The sequence below is a fragment of the Streptomyces sp. NPDC013457 genome, assembly GCF_043089925.1.
Taxonomy (GTDB): Bacteria; Actinomycetota; Actinomycetes; order Streptomycetales; family Streptomycetaceae; genus Streptomyces.
In genome coordinates this window covers 40,778-57,886 of sequence record NZ_JBICBL010000019.1, presented here as the reverse complement: position 1 = coordinate 57,886, position 17,109 = coordinate 40,778, and the positions used below count along the sequence as shown (strand labels likewise).

Genomic DNA, 17,109 nt, shown 5'->3' with positions numbered 1-17,109 from the left:
ACTGGGGAACCCACATCACCCCCGACACCCGAGAAGTCTGGGCACGCCTCGCCAGCTAACCACCCACCCCACCCAGCTGTTGCCACGGTCCAGCCCACCCGAACACGGCGTTCATGCAAAAGTCTCGTGGTTGCGCTTGGTTCTGCAAGTCATGCCGCTTATGACGAGCTCGACACGGCGGTGTCGGTGACGGCGGTCGTCAGTGCTGCTCCTCCGGCTGATGCGGGAGGGGGCATAGAGAGTGTCGGACCCGGGAGCGGGCCCGACAACAAGCTGGGCTAGGTCGTGTCCGTAAAGTCGATGGCTCGTTGCTCCGTTCGTGGTGCGTCGACATGAACTGACGGATGAGTCGTGGGCGTTGATCGCTCCGTTGCTGGCGCCGGGCCGGATGGGCAGGCCTGTGCGGGACCGGCGCCTGGTGGTGAACGGGATTCTGTGGAAGCTGTCCACCGGTGCGGCCTGGCGTGACCTGCCCGATCGTTACGGGCCGTGGAAGACGGTCTACGAACGGTTCCGGCACTGGTCCGCCGACGGCACCTGGGACAGGCTGCTGGCGCATGTCCAGCAGCATTCCGACGCCGTCGGGACCGTCGACTGGTCGATCGTGTGCGTGGACTCCACGACGGTCCGCGCCCATCAGCACGCGGCCGGGGCCCTAAAAGGGGGCCCTGGGAGGGCGAGGCCCTCGGCCGGTCGCGCGGCGGGCTGACCAGCAAGATCCACCTGGCCTGCGACGGCCGGGGCCGGCCCCTCGCCTTCACCCTCACCGGCGGGAACGTCAACGACTGCACCCAGTTCGAAGCGGTCATGGACCGGATCAAGGTCGCCCGGCCGGGCCCGGGCAGGCCCCGGACCCGGCCCGACCGCGTCGTCGCCGACAAGGGCTACTCGGCTCGCAAGATCCGCGCCTACCTGCGACGACGGGGAATCGCCTGCACGATCCCGGAGCGGATCGACCAGATCAACGGCCGCATCCGGCGCGGCGAAGCCCGATGCCGGCTCGACAAAGCCGCCTACCGACGCCGCAACGTCGTCGAACGCTGCTTCAGCCGCCTCAACCCAGAACCGGGCCCTGGCCACCCGCTACGACAAACGAGCCGCCCACTTCGAAGCCATGGTCACCCTCGCCTGCCTCCGACTCTGGCACCCCTGACTTTCCGGACACGACCTAGGCCGCTCGGCCGGTGAGCTCGTAACCTGCCTCGTCTATGACCTTCTCAAGCAGCGCGTCGTCAGGTGCGGAGGTGGTGGTCACCGAGACCTGGCCCTTGTCGAGGTTGACCTCCACCGCCTGCACGCTGGCGAGCGCGCCGATCTCCTTGGTGAGCGTGGCCGTGCAGTGTCCGCACGTCATGCCGGACACGTTGTAGACGGTGATCAGCCTCTGGCTGTCGGCCGGTGCGGCGGAGTTGGGGGTGGAGCAGCTGCCGTCAGAGGTGCAGCAGGACATGGGAGCCTCCTGGATTGATTTCATCCTCATACCCGTGGGGGGTATGACTTGGGTTGTTATGTATACCCCCAGTCCCTATCCCTAGCAAGCTGCGCAAACTTCGCAGCCGATGGCTCCTGCAAGCCGGCCGAGCTGCCCAAGCACTCCCGAACGTCACCGTCGACGGCCGCATCGTCACTCTGAGCAGCAACACCCGCCGGGGCTTGTCACCGACGGATCCCCAGACGCTGTCGCCGCCGTTCGCGGACCGCCCGTTCGACGCCTGCGCCGCCGACGCGATCGAGACCGAGCTTGAGCGCATCGCCGCCGACGGCCTCACCGCGAGCCGATCAACAGCGAGGCGGGGCAAGCCGCTCCCACTCAGCCGAAGCCGCCGTGGGCAGCGCTCGGCCAGCGCTGAGCAGAGACCTCTCTCCAACGGGCGTACACCAACCGCGTCGAGCTAACGGGGGCATGCCTTGTGGGCTGGCTGGGTTGCGCAACTGCTGCCATTCGGCTGTTCCTACGAGGCGATCGCCGACATGACATTCTCAGCCAGTACATTCCGAAGCCACCTCGACGAGTGGGTACAACTGGGCAGCTTCGCGCGGCTCAAGCAGATCGCGCACGACTCCTACGACTGGGTCGTCGGCCTTGTCATCCATATCGCTGCGGATGGTTCGACCACCAAGGCTCCCGAAGGCCGCGAGGTCGCCCGACGTACGCGACGCAGCCGCACGATCGGTTACCGAGCGGAAGCGCTCCTCCAATGGCATATATGCGCCATGACGGGAGACTCCGATGGCTGTTTTCGTCGTCTAATCTAGCCGACGGCCTGTCACTTCGGCAGGGCAACGTGGTTCCTGTCGCTGCGGCCGGTGGCACGTGAAGCCAGCAGGGCCCGGTCTTGCGCCGCAGAGCATCGTCTGAGTGGGTGTCACAATCACGGCATCCGGATGCCCAGAAAAGGGCCGCAAGCGCTGCCAAGTTATTGACTTCTGACCCAAGGGAATCCATGCGCACCTACCAGCGAATACTGTGCACTGTAGGCACCGCGGCGGCCGTAACCGTCACGATGAGTACGAATGCCTGGGCGGGGACCGACTGTTATACCCGCGCCGAAAACTTCTATGCGTCTATGGTCTCGTTCACGGCGGACGGCGAGTGGGTGAGCATCATCGACGAGGAGGCGGACGGGCACTCGGCAGTCGCGATCGTCGACGTGAACACCGGCACTCCCTCCACCTATACCCTGTGGAACGCTCAGGGAGCGGGGACACAGAAGCTGTATGATTTTGATCTTCCTGAGGGGACGCCTGTCGCCATCCAGGCGTGCACGGGTGAATACGGCACGAAGACCGTTATCTGGAGCTCGTGCGGCGCCGTGGCCTTCGGAGAGGCTTAGTCAGCACGCCACAATGGTGGCAGCATCCGGCGGGCTCCTGTTTGCGCCACGGGCTGCGCAGGCGTCGGGTTCGCTATCCGGCCGAAGAATGGCGCAAGGTTTTGGGCATTTGACGACCTCTCCGCAGCTCTATCTCCGGCTGACGCAATTCATACTCACTCTCCATAGGGACGCGGCATGGTCGACGCGATGGTGCTTGAGGCACAGCGATTCGTGAACAGCAGGTACGGCAGTGTCATCGGCATGACCGTTACAGAGGACGGTTCGACGGGCTGGCCGACGATGTACGCCTTGACACGGGCGCTGCAGCACGAGCTGGGCATTGCCGTTCTTTCTGATAATTTCGGACCCACCACCCTCGGTAAGATCGGGGAGATCTACGGGAAGTTCGACGAGACGACCCTGCCAGCGGGGGACTTGGTTCGGATTCTGCAGTCCGCCCTGTATTGCAAGGGCTACGACGGCGGTGGGATAGACGGCACCTACAACGCGCGGGTTCAAGCGGCGGTCCTGAAGCTGAACCAGGACATGGGCGTATCCACCACCTATCCTGGCCATTCAATCTGGCCGAAGGTTTGCAAGGGCTTGTTCAACATGGACGCCTACGTCCCCGTGAACAACGGATCGAATGTCATCCGCGCCGCCCAGCAGTGGCTGAACGGCCGTTATGTTCGGCGCAGGGACTTCTATATCATCCCGTGCGACGGGCACAATTCTCGTGATGTCGCGAAGTCGATGCTGTACGCCATTCAGTACGAGCTGGGGATGGCGGACGGCGTTGCGAACGGTGTCTTCGGCCCCGGGACCAAGGCAGGGCTGAGGGAGCACACCGTCGCGGCGGGCTCGTCCGATGTGTGGGTGCGGTTGTTCTCCGCCGCCATGGCGCTGAATCTGAGGCCCGTCACCTTCACCGGCAGCTTCGACACCAATCTGGCTACCGCGGTCCGCGACTTCCAGGGCTTCGTCAAGCTCCCCGTCACCGGCCAGGGCGACTTTTCCACCTGGGCGTCTCTCCTGGTCTCCTACGGTGACCAGGATCGCCAGGGTGAGGCATGCGACGGCGTCACCAAGATCACTCCGGCTCGTGCGCAGACGCTGAAGAACGCCGGCATCAAGTACGTCGGCCGGTATCTGCTCAACCCCAGCACGACCAGCCTGCCGGAAAAGGAGATCCAGCCAGGCGAGCTGCAGACCATCGCCGACAACGGACTGCGCTGCTTTCCCATTTATCAGACGTATGGCCGCGACGCGGAGGGATTCACCTACGCTTCAGGGAGCGCCGACGGCTACGCCGCTGTCAACGCGGCCGAGCGGCACGGCTTCAAGACGGGCAGTCGGATCTTCTTCGCCGTGGACTTCGATGCCTACGACTACGAGATCACCGACAACGTCCTGCCCTACTTCAAGGGCGTCGAAGACGCCATGGCCAATTCCGGAAGCCCGTACATGATCGGGGTCTACGGTCCGCGCAACGTGTGTATTCGTGTGTCCGATGCCGGACACGCCACGGCCAGCTTCGTCTCGGACATGTCCAGCGGATTCTCCGGCAACTACGGCTATCCGCTGCCGGCCAACTGGGCCTACGACCAGATCGTCACCCGCACCCTCGGCACCGGCGACGGCTCAATCAACCTGGACGTCAACATCGCGTCTGGCCGCGACATCGGGCAGAACTCGTTCAACGCGCCCCGCATCGACGGGCCCGACACCCGGTTCGACCTCGGCTGGTACACGCTGATGCACAGCAGCATCAGCTCCTACATGCAGTCCATCGGCTTTGCAGACGAAGACGGTGGCCGGATCTTCACCCATACCGAGTGCCTCGACACCGTGCTCAGCCTCGATGAGGAGATCACCGACCTGTCTCTGCGTTACAACATGCGCAAGGCACTGATCCAGACCTCCACCTACTGGGAGATGCGCCACTACGACCTGCTCGACCAAGCTGCAGACCACGCCGTGGCCTACTATCACACCGGCGTCGGCGGAGGCGTCATCCCGCTGCGCGACACCTCCACAGGCATCGCCCAGATCAGCGGCGATGTCGGCATCCGCGCTTGGAACTACTGCATCACCAAGGGCTACGCCGAGGGCCCCACCCTGGATCCGGCCAAGGACGCCGACATCTGGACCATGTGGCAGCAGGTCAACGGCGACAACAAGTTCGCCGTGTCCACCGTCGCGCTAATCCATCTGTGGGACGCGGGTGGCAAGCCCGGCGGAAACAACCCGCCCGGCGGCGAGACTGTCATGCGGACCATGAACCTTCAGTACACGCAGTCTGAAATCTTCGAGATCCTGCGTCGCTACCAGGGCTGGGGTGCCGAGGCGGAGGAGCACGCCACCAAGCGCATGGCTCTGTACCAGATCTTTGAGAAGTACAACGGCCTGTCCCGATCGTAGGAGAAGGGTCATGGCAGCCGACTCATACGCCGGCCACAGTCCCCTGGCGCTGATCCTGATCATTCTCATCGGACTCCCCGTCGCCGGCGCTCTGATTGTCTACGGAGGAACCAACCTCGCCCGCCGCGGAATCCGCCGCACCAGCGCACCGCTGCTCTTGCGGTGTGCGGCCGCACTCGCGGCGGCAGCGGCCGCCGCGCTGTACGTCTGGGGTTCGGCACACCTGGTGCTGATGGACGAGACCCGGCGGGATCAAGCCTGCAAACAGGCAGTGGGACCAGCGCAGTCCGGGAGCATCGACGCCTACCAGCCCTCCTTCATTCCGCTGGGCCTTGGATGCCATGTCTCCCACGGAGTCACCTATCAGGTCGGTGTCCCCGGCTATGTCAATCCCGCGGCAGCGTCCCTCAGCCTGAGCGCTGTAGCCCTCACAGTATCTGCTGCGCGGGCACAGCATCGCCGGGACAGCCGAGAATCCAAGGAAGGCTTTTGATAGCCCATGACCATCGCCCGACGCACATTCCTCCGCCGCGCTGCGGTCGTGACCGGAACCGCGGTAGCCGGCGCCCTGCCCTTCTCCCAGTACCTGGCCTCCCCGGCCTATGCCGCGCAAGGCTGGATCGAGCCCAAACTGATCCGCGATGCGGCCCGCCGCGCTCGAGCCCGCCGCAAGGCGGTGTCCACCGATGTTCCCAGCCGAAACGGATGGGAGATGGAGAAGGCCACCGACCAGGGCGGGTCCATCAGGACACGCCCCGTTCCCGGCACACCGATCAGCGGAGTCGCGGTGCGAATCGGTGAGGTCGAGACCGTGCTGGTCCACCTGATCCGCCGCTTCCACTACGAGGTCGACTCCCTGCGCAAGGGAGATGTGACCGGCTGGCGCAGCCCGGGACAAGTGCGTAAGGGCCTCGCCGAAGGCAACCAGGCATCTGGCACCGCCGTACAGATTCGTCCCGGGCACTACCCGCATGGCGTGACCGGCGGCTTCTTCCCGAATCAAGAACTCGTAATCCGCGACATTCTCGCCGAACTCGACGGTGTCGTGCGCTGGGGCGGCGATGACGCTAAGGCCGATGAATCACTGTTCTACATCGACGTCAGACCCGATAGCCGCCACCTCACCCAGGTCGCGCACAAACTCCAAGGCTGGAGCGAGAAGCCAGGCAAGGGCGCCGGCGGCCAGATCGACATCACCTCACCCCATCGCCGCGCCGCCGCGAGGTCACGGTTCCTCCAGCAGCGCACCACCACCTAGTTGGGTTTGTTGGCTGGTGTCGGCACATTGAGGTATGCGGTACATCGCTGACCGTATGAAGGCCGAGCAGCGCGCTGTGGCGCGGCGAGAAGGCGCGGGTCCTCGCCGATCCTGTGTCACTTCTTCTCCAGCGCTGCGCGCGCCCTGCGGTAATGCTTCCTACTCCATGTCCTGGCGGCTGCTCCTACCCACGGCCTTGGCCAGAGCCGAAGCCGGCCGGTGGTACCTGCCAGATCCCCGAGACCGAGCATCATCGCCAACCGAGCGCCGTACGAGCCAGTTTCTGTGCTCGCACGGCGCTCCAGGGCGTGCGGGGCAGGTGTGTGCGCTACGAGGTGAAGCCGCTGATTACTTCACTCATGTTGTAGCTGTACAACTCACGCTTACAGAGCGAGCACTTGCTGCCCTGAGCGTGTTCGCTCAGCGACCACAGCTGCGGTGCGAAGCCGTCGCCGCGGCCGTGTGCGAGGTACATATCCTCGGGACCGAAGGAACTCTGCAGCGCCCTCCCATTGCCAGCCAGTTGGGTGGTGCCGTCGACCAGGGTTGCTGCAGCCTGGAGCAGCCGACCGTTGTCGTATCCGTTGCTGCGGTGGAAGTACCACTTACCCTCGTAGCGTGTGGCGCCCTGGATCTTGTGCCAGAGCGCCTCGCCGTTGAAGGTCGCTCCGGTCGGCAGGCCGAACGCCATGTCCGCGCTGGCGGTCGTGCCGGTCGCGCCCTCGACGGCAGCGGTGAGGGCAGTCATCGGATAGGCGCCCACCCGTCCCGAGCTGGTACCGCCGTTGTTCGTGTTGCAGTACTCGCCAAGGACGAGGTGGTCCGTACCCGTCCGGTCCAGGGAGACATAGGATGCCTTGGGACGGGCGGTGGCGTAGCACTGGTTGCCGCTGCTGTCGCCGGTGGCCTTGCGTGCGGTGAACCTGAGAGTGGCTACCTGCGGCATGACGTATCGGTAGCCGAAGCTGTACCAGACGTTGCTCTGGCGGCCTACCCGCTTCTTATCAAGGACGTCGCTGACGAGTCCGTCGGGCGTCGGGTCATTGACGTCAGCGTTGTTGTCGGGGTTGAGGTCCATGATTCGACGGAGATCGAAAACCCGCATGCCGTTGGCGGTGTCGGCAACGTACAGATAGTCGCCGTACCAGACCATGCCGCCCGCGTGAATGCCATTAAGGGCCTGGCAGCTCGTTGTCACGGAGCTGGTGCATGTGCCCTCGCGTGCATGTAGACCGTCAAAGGAAACATGCTTTGCGGAGTTGATGTAGGGCCAGACCAGCAGCACGTGGCGGTACATCTGGGTGGCTGCGTTGAAGAAGGTGACCCGGACGCCCTTCTCGTTGCACGCGTCGGAGGCCGTGGTCTGGACACAGTCTTCGCGGCCTGCTTCGTAGTCACTGCGTCCGGGGTTTTCCGCATCGTACGAAGCGACGGCAATGGGATCGGAGTTGGAAGTTCCCCAGTCCTCGTCCTCCTGCGCGTCCGAGACGCCGGTGATGGCTTGTGGAACCCACTCGGAGGACGTTGCATCGTCGCTCTTCCAGCACACCCGGTGATTCACGGAAAGGTCGGGCCCGTAGATGTCGGTGGAGCCGCAGGCACCCTCCCAGCCAGCCTCCCGGTTGGCCTGTTCCATAAGGTCGGTGAGGCCCTGCTTGGGCAGTGCGGCGTCTAGTTGATTCACCAGAGAGGTGAGGGAGGCGCCCGCAGCCAGCTGGAAGTCGCTGGCACGACCAGGGATGGGGGCTGCGTAGAGCCCCGCGGAGCGGGACGCCGAAGGAGCGGGCCTCGCCGAAGGCGTGGCGGAGGTACCCGCGAAATCGTCCTGCTCACCGCCAGGTTCGTCTTCAAAGCCGTCGTGCGGCATGTCCTCGGTGGCCACTGCCACCATCACCTCAGCGGGCGGCTTGTGGCCAGCAGCGGCTGAGGCGTCGGGAACTGCTACGACCCCGCATGTCAGCGCCCCGGCCACGATTGCTCCGGCTATGCAGTGCATTCGACTGGAAGATTTTTTCATGTGTAGACCTCGCTATAAGAGCATGGCAATACGACTCGACAATCAACGGTTTCTGTAGATGATTTGGTTGAACAGCATCAGGGTTATCCAGAGGATGCATTGGTTCCCTTGATCATCGGGCTCTTCCTCCTCCCGAGCCGGCATGCGGCTATGGCATAGAGAACTATTTTCATGCGATCGAGGATTTCGGGTCTATCGATACGTTTGGCGTGTTGGTCAATTGGCGCCAGGAACCGAGCGCACCCTTGCGCCTACATTGATTGACCACGTCTGCGCGACAGTCATCAAGACGATAGAGTCCGCACTTGAAACTGTCACGCATAACGCGAGAGCCTGTTGCAGGCGCACTAGAGAGTGACCAGAATGCAGTCCTGATTGCCGTTCATCCAGGTACGGGCAGCGCGTACGGAAGGTTGTCATGTTTCAGCAAACAAATGCAACGCGATGACCGTGGCGCATTTACGCCAGCCGGGACCGATCGCTGCGGGCCAGGAGGCTGTTGACGGTCACGACTGTCGGAATGCACGGATAGATCCCCACAACGGGCTCCCTCAATTCTCCAGCCGTAGATCGTCCTGTCCGCTGGCGGAAACTCAGCTGGTCGCAGTGCACAATCTGGATAGAGTTGGAGAATGCCCGAACTGAAGCGGCTCCACGTCAGCCACGCCCCGGCGGTTCTGGCCTTTGAACTGGCGAACCGCAGCTACTTCGCTGCATCGATCTCCGACCGCGGCGACGACTTCTTCAACCAGTTCACCGACCGGTACCACGCCTCGCTGGCGGAGCAGGAGGCCGGCATCTGCGCCTTCTACGTGCTCGTCGCCGAGGACGGCTCGGTACTCGGCAGGTTCAACCTGTACGACTTGGAGGACGGCACTGCCAGGCTCGGCTACCGGGTCGCGGAGCAGGTCGCCGGCCGCGGTGTGGCGACCGCGACCATCCGGGAGCTGTGCCGGATGGCGACAGCGATGTACGGCTTGCGCACACTGCGGGCGGCCACCTCCCATGACAACGCCGCGTCCCAGAAAGTCTTGGCCAAGGTCGGGTTCGTTCCGGTTGGCCCGGCCACCCCGGCCGATGTCGGCGGCAAGTCAGGCACCTGGTACCAGCGCGACCTCCAGCCATAGACCTTGCTCTCGTCCGTAAATCGCCTGGGAGACGAATGTGGTCACTGCTGATCGTCGGTGTATGAGGACTAACGGCCTTGCGGCGGCCGCTCAGACCTTGCTCGCTGAGAGGAAGTTCGAGGCGGATAGCCGACCGGTTCGCCAGGGTTGAACCCCCTCGTCGGGTACGGGATTTGATGTTGGAGCGGCTGTCGGACCTGCCATGCAACGACTCCTAGGGCATCGCTGAGTGGGCCGGAGAGGCCGCCCCAACGGCATGCAGCACCAGCTCGGCCCGGCCCCATGGGATGCCGACGGCGTGCGCGAGTATGTCCTGGATCAACCTCACGACGAGGTTGGAGTGCAGGTGCTTGATGAGACCGGGGACGTGCAGAAGGGCATGCACACCGTTGGTGTCCAACGCCAGTACCTCGGCACAGCCGTGGCGTGGCTCCTGACCCTTGCGGCGGGGCTGTCGAGGGAACGCAGGCCGTTCACCGCGCTGGCGATCGCGTGGAGCGAGCTGGTTACGGCCGGGGCTGCCGCCCGGCTCAAGAGCTGTGCGGAGCACACCTGCGGTTGGGCGTTCGGGAATGTTTCGAACAATCGAAGCCGCCCCCAGTCGATGATGGTCTGCGGAACCGCAGCATGACCGGCAGCGGCAGTCACCTTGCAGTTCAGTCGTGGTGGCGCCGTCGTGTGCAAAGCTTGGGACCGGCGAGCCGGCTTGCGGCCCGGTCTGCCTGGGGGTGAAAAGGGTAGAAGGCTCAGTCCGCCACCAGCTCCCACACGTAAACGATCGCTCCGTCCTCGGACACGGTGTACCAGGCGCCATCGCCCGCGGATCTGGCCGACCCCGTGACAACTTGGGGATACCCGATCGGCGCCACCAGCTCCATGTCGTCCGTGCCGATCAGCCAGTAGCGGGCTTCGCCATGGCTGGCATTGCTCCCCGAGGTGCCTGCGATCACGGTTCCCTCGTCCAGGAAGGCGGCTTCCAGGTCCCAGCAGGCCTCGTCGCCGTTTGGGCACTCCGTTCCGGTGTTCACCGCGTCCAGGTCCCGCAGCATCGCGCCGTCGCCGACCGCGTGCAGATAGAGGGCGTCCTGCTGGACGTCCGTCGCCAGGAAATGCTGGCCCGACGGGCTCACGTCGAGATGCACCGTTTCGTCTTGAATCTTCTCGACGGACAGGACCTTGCCGTCGAACCGGCCCCACAGGGCGGGCGAACCCTCCGCGCCCTCGCCGATGCTCAGGCCCATCTGAGCCGGATCGGGATGTGTGGTGTGGTGCGAGCCGGAGGCCACAGTGCGCGTCTGCACATGTCCGAGGACCGTACCGTCGCTTGCGTCGAGGACTAGCCAGAGCTCTTCCGCAGTCTCGTCGTAGTCCACTTCGGCGTCGGGACCGTCAGCGGCGAGCGGGGCGCGCACGTGGGCTCAGACGAGTTTGCCGTCGGTAGAGTAGGCGGCCGAGCCGCTGTCGGCATAGCCGTGCTCGCTGTCGTCGGCGTACTCCGCGAACTCCCGGTGTAGCTGGGGGCATTCGCCGGTCCAGCAGCCGTGGCGCACCTCCCACACGACGGCCCCGGACCCGTCCACGCAGCACAAGGCGTGCACCCCGGCGAAGACGACTGAGTCGGCGTCCGGCGAGACCGTCACGGCGCCGAAGCTGCGCGGCCAGGGGGCGGGAAAGCGCATCATGGCACCCGAGTCCAGGTCGAACGCGACGAGCTCGGCGTCGCCGCGCTGCACGAGCAGCCTATGGCTGTCCCGGCATAGGAGCGCTGGCGCGTCCGCGGCCCCCGGGGCCAACGGCACAGCGACGGTGGAGACGAGACGTGCAGCGGTCATTGAGCCCTCCAGCGCGAGAGACGGGACGTGAATCGGTGCACCATACGGCCGTCCGGCGGGCGGACCGCGCTGGTCCGCGCGAGGTTTGCCCCAGGGTGCGCGCCCCCTAAGGGCTGTCCCGTAACCATCCGCCCTGGATCGGTTGCCACCGAACTTGGACCGGTTCCTGCGTGGCCGTGGCCAGGAGGATTCACGCGTTCGTGCGGTAGGTCATGAACCAGTGAGTGTCGAAGTAGTGAGCCATCGTGAAGGGGTGGTCCTTCTCAAGGAGGATGCGGCAGACGAACTCCGCGGTTGAACAGTCGAAGGGAACGTTCTCGCCGTCGAATGTCTGCATGGTGACGGGCCAGCGGTCAGGGTCTTTGTCGTCGATCTGCCAGCAGTACAGATTCTCGTGCTCGGTGCCTGCCCAGACGAGCAGGCCGTCCTCCTTCAAGTCGGTCCACGGTTCTTGATGCAGGTGGAGGTAAGCGTCGAAGGCGCCCTCCCCGAACGTCTCCACCATGCGCTTGTAGTCGCGGGGGAGACGCGTGCCCACGCGCGCCTCGACCTGCGCCCAGTCCACGTCCGGTCGCTGCGGCGGCAGGATCCAGCCGGTGATACCGATGAGCCTCTCGACCCAGTCTCCGTCCCGGCCGGCGATCCTTGCGGGCAGTGCTTGCATCTGCCGCGGGGTGACCGCCAGCACCGGCACGATGTCGCCCTGCGCATCCCGTGCAGTACCCGCGCCGAGCCACTGTCCCCCATAGGCCCAGGCCACTACTGTCTCGGCACGGTCTTCGAGGAGGTCGAGGAGACCTGCGCCATGAACCTCGCTCACGTCCCGGGCCGTGATGCCGTCCAGGACCAGGGTCCGTGGTTCCCCGTGGCGGGAAGCCAGCTTCTCGACCAGCGCGTGCGGGTCGCTGTCCTGCGAGAGGTACAGAACCCCGCTCGGCCGGGGGATCCGGTCCAGCAGGTTGTTGAGCATCGGATGAGTGAACTCCATGGAGGACAGGAAAGCGCACTCCACTGACAAGAGCCCGGGATCCGACTCCGATGACAATCGGTCCAAGTTCACCGGACGAGGACAGCTACCGTGCGACGCCATTCGAGCAAGACGGTCCGCCCGCGAACCGCTCCCCTGCAGGGTGGGACTATCCGGTGAGGGCGAGGTTGTGCAGGCGGGCGATGCCGTGCATCGCGTGCTGCACTCCATCCCCCCTCAGGCGGCAGTCGCGCAGGATCTTCCAGGTCTTCATCCGGGCGAAGGCGTGCTCGACGCGGGCGCGAACCGACTTGTGAGACTTGTTGTGTGCCTGTTTCCAGTCGGGGAGATCCTCTCCCTTGCGGCGCCGATGCGGCATGACGAGCCCGGTACCCAGGTAGCCGCCAGCGGCGATGGTCATCGTGTTGCCGACGGCGTCCTTCGCGCCGGACTCCGCCCAAGCCTGGCAGTCGTTGCGATTGCCCGGCAACGGCCGGCCGACCACGACGACCAGGCGGGTGTCGGCGTCGATGGCCACCTGATGGTTGGTGGAATAGCGGTAGTTCTTCGACTGCTCGGCCACCCCATGGTCCGGGTGGGCACCAGGGTGCCGTCCACGATCAGCACCGCGTCCTTGGCGAACCGTCGGCGGGGACGCAGCGCAAACATCGGGCCGAGGTCGTCGATCACCCGGTCCACGGTCGACTTCGACACCCCAAACAACAGGGCCAGTTGCCGCATCGTCAAGTTCGTCCGCCAATACGCGGTGTGACCAGCAGTACCCGGTCCTCCAACGACAGCTTCCACGGCCGGCCCCGACCCGGGGAGTCGGCACCCTCGCGACGCAGCGCGGTCACCAACCTGGCGAAGACGCGGGGACTCAGACCGGTGAACGAAGCTATCCATGACGGCTCGGACGCCGTGATCACGCCTGACACAGTCGAGATCATCGCAGGGCAAGATCGCTTACGGGACAGCCCTTAGCCAGGTGGAAGGGAGAGGTAACCCGCACGGGTGCACAGGTATGTTCGGCAAGCCGGTTCAGGGGCAGTGATGATGACTGGCCAGTGCGGACTAGCGTGCGTCACACTACCCGCGGGGCGGTGATCCATCCGTGGGGGAGCTGGCTTGGCTGCCGAATCTGGCCAAGACCCACGCCGTGACACCGAGTACAGCTATCGCGGTTGACCAAGCCAGATTGGGCCGGAGCAGGGTTGCCGCGGCTGCCGCAAGTCCCGCCATCGACTGCTGAAGGAACCCACATAGTGCGACGGCGTGCGCTCCCTGGTCGCCGCTCACACGGCTGACCGCAGTTGCCATGCTGTTGGGGAAGAGCATCGACTGTCCGAACGTCATGGCGCAGTACAGCGTTACGAACACCATGAGCGTCACGGAGTCCCCTGACCCTCCCACTACCCAAAGCGCGAACATCGCAACGCCGGAGTTGGTGATGACAAGTGTTCCGCGGCGCATAAGGCTGGTCATGCCAGCCGTCGCCACGGTCCTGTTCACGGTTACGGCGCCGGCGAAGTACGAAATCCCGATCAGTAGTCCCATGGTGCCGTAGGTTGCGACGCTGAGGCCGAAGTGCTCCTCGAAGACGAAAGGCGCCACTTCCTGGAGGGTGACAATGGCCGCGAAGCCCAGGCCGCCCGCGCAGGCTGAAGGGAGGAAACCGCTCCGTCGAACGATGGCCGCGTAGGTGCCTCTTGCGCCGGTAAGCCTCCGGCGGCCCGCCTGCATGGGAACCGTCAATGTCAGCATCGCCGCCACCATGCCGAAGGCCGCCAGCACAACGAACCCGGCCTCCCAGCGTGCGTAGCGCCCGATCAGACCGCCCATGAACTGTCCGCCGCCCAGTGCCGTGATGAAGGCGATCGAGAGCACAGACAGCCGCCGGGCCAGCTCGTCCCCGCTCCACAGGTCCCTTACGAGGATCCGCGCGATGATGGCACTGCCACCGGCCGCGACGCCCTGGAGGGCACGGAGCACGAGCAGCATCGCTGGCGTGTGCACCAGGGCCAGCGAACCGCTGGATATGACGAACAGCGCAAGCGACCACAGCATCGGGCGACGTCGGCCGTATCGGTCAGCAGCCGAACCCCACGCCAATACGGGCAACGCGGCACCGAGCACGAACACGGCAACAGAAAGCTGCGCGTAGGCATGTGAGACATGGAGCTCGCGCATGACGGCGGGCAGTGACGGAAGGTAAATGGTCGTAGCCATCTGCGTCATGAACACTGCAAGACAGGCCAGAGTCATGGTCCTTCGGGACGAACCACGGGCCATCGACTCTGCCGGTTTGGCTGCGCAGAAAAGTACGGGGGCGGGGGCACTACCACGAGGGGCCTGACAGACATCAAGGATGTAGCGCTGACTCGGATCCATGACGGCGAGTGTCAGGCTGGCCGCGCGTGTATGCAGCTCACTTGACGATCGCGGTCAATGGACAGCTGGTGCCGCGGCTATGGCATGCATGATGACGCGGTGACTCTGACCATCCCCATCACCAAAATGCCTAGTGACGGCATCGTTTTTACCCTCTCCCCGCTCGCCGAGCTGGGGCAGATGCTGCACGTCTTGTCCGAACCCGACCACCATCCAGGTCTGCACGCATGGGTGACAGCCACCACCGTGCACCTTCCGCCCGACCTTGCTGACCGACTGTACGAGGCAGACTTCCTCTGGAGTGCCACCCGTTCGGACATTCTGATGCCCGCGCAACCCAAGTCAACTCTTGCTGAAGAACTTGACCTGCTGGACAAGCTGGACGATGAAGCCTTCGTCAGCGCAGCCCTGGAAATCACCTGCGCGGCCCGCTACGGCCGCAGCGGCACCTCACCGCTAACCCAGGTCGTGGAACGAAGGCGCGCCCGAGAACGAGCTGCCGCCCGTGGCCCCCAGCAGGCCGCCTTCGCCGACCGGCTGCTCAACGACCCGCACAGCGTACGCGTCTGGCTGCGCAGACTGTTCGAGGACTGTGATGCGGCGTTCTTCGGTGAAAACTGGCTCCGCCTGAGACCACACCTGGCTGCCGACGCACGACATAAAGCTGACCTGCTGCGTCACCGCGGACTCGCCGAGGCGATCAGCGCGGTCTCCCCGGCCCTGAGCCTGAACGCGGAGAGCACATCGATTGCGGTAGACAAACTGCGGGACGGCGCCGTGTCAGGTTCCGAGAACGGCCTCATATTCGTACCCACACACTTCGGTCGACCTCATCTCATCGTCTCGCACGCCCACGACGGGCGACCGGCCCTCCAGTACCCGGCTAAGGTTCCTTGGCTGGCGCAGCCTGCCTCGCTCGAAATGACGCAGCGACGTCTTGAGGCGCTGGCCCATCCCACCCGCATGCGCGTCTGCCGTACGCTCGCACGCGGCCCCCACACCACCGGCGAACTGGCCTCCATAATCGGTTTGACACCTCCGGAAATCTCCCGCCACGTCGCAGTACTGAAGAAGACGGAACTCCTCACCACACGCCGGCGCGGTCGCTATGCACTTCATGAACTCGACCTCTCCATGCTGTCGAGACTTGGCAGCGACTTTCTGGAAGGCCTGCTGCGCTAGGCACTGTCCGGCGGATCATGTGACTAGGAACCGGAAGGGCATCCTGCCTGGCACCGGTTGACACGACAGCCCTTTCAGTTCTTACGGATTCGGCGGGCTTTGGCAACGAGTCTGTGAGGCAGCTTCGGACCCGCACATGCGTAGTCGATCAGTAGGTCCCGGTAGGTGGTGTTTGCGAGTTCCGGCGCCAGGGCGATCAGGGCACTCAGGTCGTCCGACGAGCCGGAAAGGCGTGTGCGGTAGGCGGCGCTTGCCGCGCGCAGGGTGACTTCGTGAGGCTCGTATTTCAAGCCCTGATCGGCGAGGCACGCGGCTGCGGCGAAGTCGCCCTGCTCGGCGCGCACGTCGGCTAGGTCCAGGTAGAGGGACCAGTTGGCGGAGTCGAGGAGCAGCGCGCTTTCGAAGGCAGCAGCAGTCTGATCCAGGTCGCCCTTCACACGCCATGTTGCCGCACGTGCGACGGCCGTCCACATGACCCGATCGACGCCATCGGCGCGGTCACACAGCGCAAAGGACTGTTCCTACCGACCGCAGGCCCGCGGCAGCCGGGCCATGGCCGCCAACGACTCCGGCACGGGATCCCGTTCGGACACCACGTCGAGAGCATGGAACCAGGGCGCGAACCGCTCCCGCATCTCGTCGGTGTCCAGGTCGTGACCGTAGTCCAACGTCCGCAGACACGCCTCGGCCAGCGCCGCAGCGCTCACCGCGCCGAGAAAGCGCGCATCGCCGAACCAGGGGGCAGCGCCCCATGCCACGTCGGGCCGCACACCCGTGACCGAACCAAGGGCCATCACCGCGTTGTCCATGTCCCCTTCAAGGAACAAGAAGTACGCCTGCGCCAGCACAGCGCTCAAGGAGCCGTCCCCTTCGAGGCTCTCCTTCAGTTCCGAGCGTCGGCCTTGCCACAACTGGGCGAGGGCCGCATAGGGCTCCGGAGCTGCCGGTGCCGAGGCTATTGCTCCCACCAGAAGCTCCACGGCGCCCACCGGGCTTCCGCCGCAGTGCGCCATCACACCAGCGAGACTGACTCCCGCCGCCACTGACTGATTCGACATCGCCAGAGAATACCCGTGGCCAGGCGCGCAAGAACGATGA

At 64.9% G+C, this 17,109-nt stretch carries 13 protein-coding genes and 3 pseudogenes; 8 read left to right on the top strand and 8 right to left on the bottom strand.

Annotated features, from left to right (window positions below; genetic code table 11):
- Window positions 1–322: 322 nt before the first annotated feature.
- Window positions 323–1,153, top strand: a pseudogene (locus ACF1G2_RS34665) (IS5 family transposase).
- A 15-nt stretch (window positions 1,154–1,168) separates the two neighbouring features.
- Here the strand turns inward: ACF1G2_RS34665 and ACF1G2_RS34660 are convergent.
- On the bottom strand, window positions 1,169–1,450 hold the full coding sequence (locus tag ACF1G2_RS34660) for a heavy-metal-associated domain-containing protein (protein WP_391802134.1): 282 nt from the start codon (window positions 1,448–1,450) through the stop codon (window positions 1,169–1,171).
- Between the two features lie 994 nt (window positions 1,451–2,444).
- Here ACF1G2_RS34660 and ACF1G2_RS34655 point away from each other — a divergent pair.
- The 4 genes from ACF1G2_RS34655 to ACF1G2_RS34640 all read left to right on the top strand — a co-directional run bounded on the left by ACF1G2_RS34655 (window position 2,445) and on the right by ACF1G2_RS34640 (window position 6,495).
- Window positions 2,445–2,834 carry a hypothetical protein gene (locus tag ACF1G2_RS34655; protein ID WP_391802133.1) on the top strand — a complete coding sequence of 130 codons (390 nt, stop codon included), beginning with the start codon at window positions 2,445–2,447 and terminating at the stop codon, window positions 2,832–2,834.
- 177 nt (window positions 2,835–3,011) lie between these two features.
- The gene (locus ACF1G2_RS34650; protein ID WP_391802132.1) at window positions 3,012–5,237 is read left to right on the top strand and encodes a glycoside hydrolase domain-containing protein; all 2,226 of its coding nucleotides are present in this window, start codon (window positions 3,012–3,014) and stop codon (window positions 5,235–5,237) included.
- Window positions 5,238–5,247: 10 nt separating this feature from the next.
- Window positions 5,248–5,730 (top strand): hypothetical protein, encoded by a 483-nt coding sequence (locus ACF1G2_RS34645; RefSeq protein WP_391802131.1) that lies wholly within the window; start codon window positions 5,248–5,250, stop codon window positions 5,728–5,730.
- 6 nt (window positions 5,731–5,736) lie between these two features.
- Entirely contained in the window at window positions 5,737–6,495 is a 759-nt protein-coding gene (locus ACF1G2_RS34640; RefSeq protein WP_391802130.1) for a twin-arginine translocation signal domain-containing protein, read from the top strand.
- A gap of 328 nt (window positions 6,496–6,823) precedes the next feature.
- Here the strand turns inward: ACF1G2_RS34640 and ACF1G2_RS34635 are convergent, their stop codons facing one another.
- Entirely contained in the window at window positions 6,824–8,377 is a 1,554-nt protein-coding gene (locus ACF1G2_RS34635) for a hypothetical protein (protein WP_391802129.1), read from the bottom strand.
- Between the two features lie 767 nt (window positions 8,378–9,144).
- Here ACF1G2_RS34635 and ACF1G2_RS34630 point away from each other — a divergent pair.
- Both ACF1G2_RS34630 and ACF1G2_RS34625 read left to right on the top strand, forming a co-directional pair.
- A complete protein-coding gene (locus ACF1G2_RS34630) occupies window positions 9,145–9,639 on the top strand; it encodes a GNAT family N-acetyltransferase (RefSeq protein ID WP_391802128.1) in 495 nt (164 codons plus the stop codon).
- A 256-nt stretch (window positions 9,640–9,895) separates the two neighbouring features.
- Window positions 9,896–10,270, top strand: coding sequence for a transposase (locus ACF1G2_RS34625; protein ID WP_391802127.1), 375 nt, complete (start codon window positions 9,896–9,898; stop codon window positions 10,268–10,270).
- Between the two features lie 115 nt (window positions 10,271–10,385).
- On the opposite strand, the gene ACF1G2_RS34620 is transcribed toward ACF1G2_RS34625, so the two are convergent.
- From ACF1G2_RS34620 to ACF1G2_RS34600, 5 genes and pseudogenes are all read right to left on the bottom strand, one after another.
- Window positions 10,386–11,051, bottom strand: a complete 666-nt coding sequence (locus ACF1G2_RS34620) for a hypothetical protein (RefSeq protein ID WP_391802126.1) — start codon at window positions 11,049–11,051, stop codon at window positions 10,386–10,388.
- 6 nt (window positions 11,052–11,057) lie between these two features.
- The gene (locus tag ACF1G2_RS34615) at window positions 11,058–11,471 is read right to left on the bottom strand and encodes a hypothetical protein (RefSeq protein ID WP_391802125.1); all 414 of its coding nucleotides are present in this window, start codon (window positions 11,469–11,471) and stop codon (window positions 11,058–11,060) included.
- Window positions 11,472–11,661: 190 nt separating this feature from the next.
- Window positions 11,662–12,441 carry a hypothetical protein gene (locus ACF1G2_RS34610; RefSeq protein WP_391802124.1) on the bottom strand — a complete coding sequence of 260 codons (780 nt, stop codon included), beginning with the start codon at window positions 12,439–12,441 and terminating at the stop codon, window positions 11,662–11,664.
- A 166-nt stretch (window positions 12,442–12,607) separates the two neighbouring features.
- Window positions 12,608–13,376: pseudogene (locus tag ACF1G2_RS34605) on the bottom strand (transposase).
- A gap of 151 nt (window positions 13,377–13,527) precedes the next feature.
- On the bottom strand, window positions 13,528–14,703 hold the full coding sequence (locus ACF1G2_RS34600) for an MFS transporter (RefSeq protein WP_391802123.1): 1,176 nt from the start codon (window positions 14,701–14,703) through the stop codon (window positions 13,528–13,530).
- A 231-nt stretch (window positions 14,704–14,934) separates the two neighbouring features.
- On the opposite strand from ACF1G2_RS34600, the gene ACF1G2_RS34595 reads away from it, so the two are divergent.
- Window positions 14,935–16,011, top strand: coding sequence for a DUF5937 family protein (locus tag ACF1G2_RS34595; RefSeq protein WP_391802139.1), 1,077 nt, complete (start codon window positions 14,935–14,937; stop codon window positions 16,009–16,011).
- Between the two features lie 74 nt (window positions 16,012–16,085).
- Here ACF1G2_RS34595 and ACF1G2_RS34590 read toward each other — a convergent pair.
- Window positions 16,086–17,024 (bottom strand): annotated as a pseudogene (locus ACF1G2_RS34590) (hypothetical protein).
- Between the last annotated feature and the right edge of the window lie 85 nt (window positions 17,025–17,109).